Genomic DNA, 6540 nt, shown 5'->3' on the forward strand with positions numbered 1-6540 from the left:
TATGCCTTTTGAATGTGTAGAGATAAAGAGCTATATTAATTTCTTAAATATTAATGATGGAAAAAACTTTTATTATGGTGGAAACCAAGAGTGGTTTGAAGATGAGATTAATAGAAAATATGGATGTGCTGCAGTAGCAGCAGCTAATTTATTAGCTTACAAAAGTATTAATGAAGGCATAAAAGAGTTATATGAGTATGAGGATTTTTCTAAAGATAATTTCTTAAAGTATATGAATGAAATTATAAAGTGGACAAAACCAATAGAAAAGGTTGGTATATTAAAACCAAGAGATTTTATAAAAGGATTATATAGCTTTGGAGAAAATAAAGGAATAAAACTTGATTTTGGAGTAAAGTATTTCAACACTAGCTATTATGAATTTTGTTCTTTTATAAAAAAAGCTTTAAGTGAAAATAAGCCTATAGCAATATTAATGCTAAGGAATACAACTTTAAAGGAATTTGATTGGCATTGGATGACAATAACAAAGTATTTTAGAATGGGAAATAAGATAGATATAAATGTATCAACTTGGGGAGAAAAGAGAAATTTAGATTTAGAAAAAGTATATAAACATAGTAGCTATGGAGCTTTAATTTATTTAAAATAGGGGTGTTGTGGATTATATAAATGATATAATTCACTATTTTTTTACATGGACATAATTGACAATATTATTTAATGTAACTAAAATTATCTTTTAGGGAGGGATAAAAATGAGTATAGAAAAAGGTAATATTTCAATCCACACAGAAAATATATTTCCAATAATTAAGAAGTGGTTATATTCAGACAAAGATATCTTCATTAGAGAGCTTATTAGTAACGGATGTGATGCTGTTAGCAAATATAAGAGGCTTGTATCCCTAGGAGAAGCAGAGGGAATCGATGACGAAAAGTTTAAGGTTGTTGTTTCTGTAAACAAAGAAGAAGGTACATTAACTTTCAGCGATAACGGTATAGGGATGACAGATGAAGAGGTAAAAAAATATATTACACAAGTTGCCTTTTCAGGTGCAGAGGATTTTATACAAAAGTATAAAGATAAAATGGGTGAGGGAAATGACATTATTGGTCATTTTGGATTAGGTTTTTATTCAGCTTTTATGGTAGCTAAAAAGGTACAAATAGATACTTTATCATATAAGAAAGAGGCTACCCCTGTAAGATGGATATGTGAAGGTGGAACAGAATATGAAATGGGAGATTCTGATTCTAGAGAAACTAGGGGTACAACAATAACTCTATTCCTTGATGATGAAAGCAAAGAATTCTTAGAATACTATAAGGTAAGAGGTATTATTGAAAAGTATTGTTCATTCTTACCAACAGAAATATTCTTAATCAATGTAGATGAAGAAAAGAAAAAGTCAGAAGAAGATAAGGATAAGGATGGAGAACCAACTCCTCTAAATGATACAAATCCTTTATGGCTTAAGAAGCCAAGTGAATGTACAGATGAAGAGTACAAAGAATTTTACAAACAAGTATTTAATGAATATGAAGACCCATTATTCTGGATTCACTTAAATGTAGATTATCCATTTAACCTTAAAGGAATTTTATATTTCCCTAAGCTTAAGAATGAGTTTGAGCTTATAGAAGGTAAGGTTAAGTTATATAATAACCAAGTATTCGTAGCAGATAACATAAAGGAAGTTATCCCTGAATTCTTATTATTACTTAAGGGAGCAATAGACTGTCCAGATTTACCTTTAAATGTTTCAAGAAGCTTCTTACAAAATGATAGGGATGTAAGTAGAATTTCTAAACATATTGTTAAAAAGGTAGCTGATAAGCTAAATTCAATATTTAATAATGATAGAGATAAGTTTGATGAGTTCTGGGATGATATTCATCTATTTATTAAGTTTGGCTGCTTAAAGGATGAAAGTTTCTATGAAAAGATAAAAGATATAATAGTATTTAAGAATATAGAAGGTAAGCATATTACTTTAAAAGATTACTTAGAAAATGCTAAAGAAAAGCATGAGAATAAAGTGTTCTATGTAAGCAATGAGGAAGAACAATCTCAATATATAAAGTTATTTAAGGAATATGAATTAGATGCACTTATATTAAGTAGTCCAATAGATAATAACTTTATATCTTTCCTTGAATATAAAGATGGTAATGTTAAGTTTACAAGAGTAGACTCTGACCTTTCAGATGTATTAAAGGATAAGGATGCTGAAGAAGATAAAGAAAATAATGAAAAGATTATTGAATTATTTAAATCAGTAATTGGAGATAAGATGAAGGAATATAAGGTAGAGTCATTAAAAAATGAAAAGACTCCAGCTATGGTACTTCTTTCTGAATACTCTAGAAGAATGGCAGAAATTCAAGCTCAATTTGGAGGAATGGGAATGAACATTCCAGAAGAAAAGAGTCTTGTTATCAATGGAAATAACCCAATTATAAAGAAACTTGCATCTATTTCTGATGATGAAAGTAAAAAAGATAAGGTTAATATCATTTGTAAGCAAATTGTTGATTTAGCGTTAATATCTAATAAGTCATTAAATTCAGATGAGCTTGATGAATTTATTAATAGAACTAATGATTTAATGCTTCAAGTTATGGATATTTAATTAAGTAGGAGCTGGTATAGCAGCTCCTATTTCTTTATAATAAAGTTATAAAAATATAGAAGGAGATGAATGCAATGGATATAAAAGTAAATAAGAATTTTTTATTAGATACAGCAAAAGAAATATTAATGTGCGATAGTCCAAGTGGTTTTTGCTATGAAGTTATGGAAAAAGTAAAAAATATTGCAGAAGGATTTGGATATAAATTTGAATATACTAATAAGGGCTGTGGAGTTATAACTATAGAGGGAGAAAGTGATGAGAAAACTATAGGGTTATCAGCCCATGTAGATACTTTAGGAGCTATGGTTAGATCTGTAACTAGTTCTGGTACTTTAAAGTTTACTGTGGTTGGAGGGCCAACAGTACCTACTTTAGATAGTGAGTATTGCAAAATAAGAACAAGAGAAGGAAAAATATATACAGGAACCTTTTTAAGCACTAGTCCTTCAACTCATGTTTATAAGGATGCATCTTCAAAATCTAGAGATGCAGAAAATATGGAAATAAGGATTGACCAGGTAGTTAAGTCTAAAGAAGATGTTAATGCTTTAGGAATCTTTCCAGGAGATTATATTTTTATAGATCCTAAAACTACAGTTACAGAAAGTGGCTTCTTAAAATCAAGATTTATTGATGATAAAGGAAGTGTAGCTTCCTTATTAGCCCTTTTAGAATTATTACATAGAGGGGGAAGAAAGCCTAAATATAAAACAAAGATAATGATTACTGTATATGAGGAGGTTGGTCATGGAGCATCTTATATTCCACAGGATATAACAGAAATGTTAGCTGTTGATATGGGATGTATAGGGGATGATTTAAGCTGTACAGAATATGATGTATCTATCTGTGCTAAGGATTCTGGTGGACCATATGATTATAATATGGTAACTGACCTTGTTAACCTTGCAAAGGAAAATAATTTAGATTATGTGGTAGATATATATCCTCAATATGGATCTGATGTAGGAGCAGCTCTTAGAGGTGGAAATAACATAAGAGGAGCTTTAATTGGGCCTGGAGTTCATGCTTCACATGGTATGGAAAGAACACATTATAGTGCTTTAGAAAATACGGTTAAATTAGTTTATTTATATATAACAAAGTAATAAGAAATACTCCAGTATACTGATACTGGAGTATTTTTTGTACATTTAAAAAGTGGTATAAGGAAAATAAATATATAAAGTCTTTCGAGTATTCTTTACAGAAAATTTAAATTTAATACGTTGTTGAAATAATGAAGATACTATTATAAGATTGCTTTTGTACGCTTTTTAGGGAGGACTTAATTATGAATAAAAAAACTATATTATCAAAAACAGTTCTATTTATATTTATAATACTATTTATAACAACATTTATAAAAATCTTTGGTGAGGAAAACACACTAATAGCAGTAACAACGGTAACAGGCGCCTTAATGTTTTTAGAGAATGATTTAACTTTAAATGCTGTAAGAAATACATTGGTTCTTATTGGGTTTAATATATTTTTAGGAGTAATGGCATATTTAGCTACTAGTAATATGTATTTAGGAGTTTTGATTAACTTTGCAGTAATGTTTATTATTGGATTTACCTTATGTCATAACTTAAAATCTCCTACTTATCTTCCCTTTTCACTTCAATATATTTTTATGTTATCATCACCTGTATCCTTAGATAAGTTACCAAATAGAATTGGTTCCCTTATATTTGGAGCATTAGTAATTATGGGAGCACAACTTATAATAAATAGGGATAAGGTCTCAAAAGCTGGAAATAAGTTATTAACAAGTATATGTGTTAATTTAAATGAGAAAATAAGATTAATTGAAAGAAAAGAGAATACAGAAGAAATAGATAATAGAATAAAAGATGGAATTAGTAAGTTTAGAAAGGTTATATATGATAAGAGGGAAAGGGAGTTCTATTTACCTGAGGAAAGTAGAATTAAACTAGATATATTAGTTGCACTTTCAAGAATAAACCTTATATTAAATGAAGTTAAAAAAAATCAAAATGTAGATATCTTAGAAAAGAAGGTTATTCCTCTTATTGAAAATATTAAAATTTGTTTAGAAGACAAGGGGAATTTAAAAAAATTAGATTCTATTTTTAATGAGATAATTATAGAAGAGGAAATAACAGATTATATATCATTAAAGATAATAAATATTATTGAATTAATAGAAGATGATTTATATAGTTTAATGAAGTTAGAAAAGAAAGACTATAATTTGGTTAAGAGAAGGGAAGAAATCCCGGAAAATTACAAAAGAGCATGGAGATATAGACGTGAAATATCAAGAGACTCATTAAGATTTACATATGGGTTTAGATTAGGGATTGGAATAGCCTTTAGTGCATTTATAGTGAATTTTTTTGGACTTACTGATGGAAGGTGGATATATTTTACTGTGAATTCCATAAATCAACCACAGTATGAGATGTCTAAAAAGAAGAGTTTGGATAGAATTTTAGGAACATTTATTGGGGTAATTATAATTACAATACTTTTTTCAGTATTTAAAGAAACTAGCGTTAGAGGATTAATAATTATGGCAACAGGATATGTATCAAGTTATCTTGTTCAATATAAATATAAAATGATTTGTACAACTGTATCTGCAGTAGGAGCTGCATCTTTAGTAGGAAATGTAGGAGAGCTTGGTGGAGTTAGAATTTTATATGTAATTATTGGAGTAATAATTGCAATGTTAATAAATAAATTTATATTTCCATTTAGTATTAAAGATTCAACAATAAATTTAATTAATACATATAATCATATAGTAGAAAAAATGATTAAAAATGTATCTGATTATATTAATGATGTAACTAAGGATGAAGAAATGAAGAACCTTATATTATATTCAGGATTAATAGAAGAAAGATTGGCTAGTATTAATTCAAATAATGCTTACGATGAACTATCAAAATATCTTACAGAGCAACATCTGTTAGTTATGAATATATATGATTTATATAGATGGATTAGAAAAGATGAGATAAGTAAGGATAAGGTATTGAAATCTATAGAATATATTAAAAAGAACAAGGAAACATTCACCAAAGAAAAAATGTTATCAATCCAAAATGAGATAGGAAGTTCTAGTTTTAATAAAGATAAACTTTTGTTTATTAGCACCATAGAAGTTTTAGATGGTTTTTCAAAAATAAGAAATATTGATATCAAAATATAGTAAAAATAATGTATAATGTATTTTATAGATAAAACATGGGGGAAAAGGTGTATGATAGAAATTATTTATAGAAATACAGTAGAACAATGGATTGAATGTGCTAGTTTTGCATCTAAAAAATCAAGGGATGAGAAGAAGTTAGATAGACCAAGAGTATTTTTAACTTCAGCTTGTGCAGTTATTTTTGTATTTACAATATTATCAGGTCAAATACCAGTTTCAATTATATTTGGATTATTGGGTATAATATTTTATTTCTTTTATCCAGCATTACTTGAAAAAATGACTAGGAGAGCTTTTAAGAGGATGGCTAATAAAAGAGATTTATTGCCTAATGGGGATATTAAACTCGTTTTAAATGGAGAAAATCTTATTGTAGATATAGAAGAAAAGAGTAGAACAATAAGCATTAAGGATGTAGCAGATGTTACAGAAATATCAGAATGCTTATTTATTGAATTTAAGAATAAGGATGAGATTAGTTTAATAGTTCCTATCAATGCATTTAAGAGTGAAGAGGATGCAATAGAGTTTAAACAAAAATTAAAAGAGAAATAAATTAAAAAGGAGCTGTATCAAAATAAATTTGATACAATCCGATAAAAAGAAAGAAGAGAATTCATGAATTTGAATTCTCTTCTTTTCGTATAATATTAATATGCAAAAGAATAATATCATACCTATTCACCAAATAGGTTTCCCAATAAGTTTCGAAAATATTATACCTGATGATGATTCGGTAAGAGTGCTATA

General features: G+C 27.9%; 5 protein-coding genes. All 5 read left to right on the top strand.

Annotated elements, in window-relative coordinates; translation table 11 throughout:
* Position 1: 1 nt before the first annotated feature.
* The 5 genes from I4V16_RS13075 (at position 2) to I4V16_RS13095 (ending at position 6345) form a co-directional block, all read left to right on the top strand.
* Positions 2-613 carry a hypothetical protein gene (locus I4V16_RS13075; protein WP_049177402.1) on the top strand — a complete coding sequence of 204 codons (612 nt, stop codon included), beginning with the start codon at positions 2-4 and terminating at the stop codon, positions 611-613.
* 106 nt (positions 614-719) lie between these two features.
* Positions 720-2597: a molecular chaperone HtpG gene (gene htpG / locus I4V16_RS13080; protein ID WP_195619476.1), complete on the top strand. Its 1878-nt coding sequence runs from the start codon at positions 720-722 to the stop codon at positions 2595-2597.
* Positions 2598-2671: 74 nt separating this feature from the next.
* A complete protein-coding gene (locus I4V16_RS13085; RefSeq protein ID WP_195616957.1) occupies positions 2672-3709 on the top strand; it encodes a M42 family metallopeptidase in 1038 nt (345 codons plus the stop codon).
* 185 nt (positions 3710-3894) lie between these two features.
* Positions 3895-5787 carry an FUSC family protein gene (locus I4V16_RS13090; RefSeq protein ID WP_195966887.1) on the top strand — a complete coding sequence of 631 codons (1893 nt, stop codon included), beginning with the start codon at positions 3895-3897 and terminating at the stop codon, positions 5785-5787.
* A 51-nt stretch (positions 5788-5838) separates the two neighbouring features.
* Positions 5839-6345 (top strand): hypothetical protein, encoded by a 507-nt coding sequence (locus I4V16_RS13095; RefSeq protein WP_049177407.1) that lies wholly within the window; start codon positions 5839-5841, stop codon positions 6343-6345.
* The last annotated feature ends 195 nt before the right edge of the window (positions 6346-6540 follow it).

The sequence above is a fragment of the Clostridium sp. 1001283B150210_160208_E6 genome, assembly GCF_015669365.1.
GTDB classification, from domain to species: Bacteria; Bacillota; Clostridia; order Clostridiales; family Clostridiaceae; genus Clostridium; species Clostridium paraputrificum.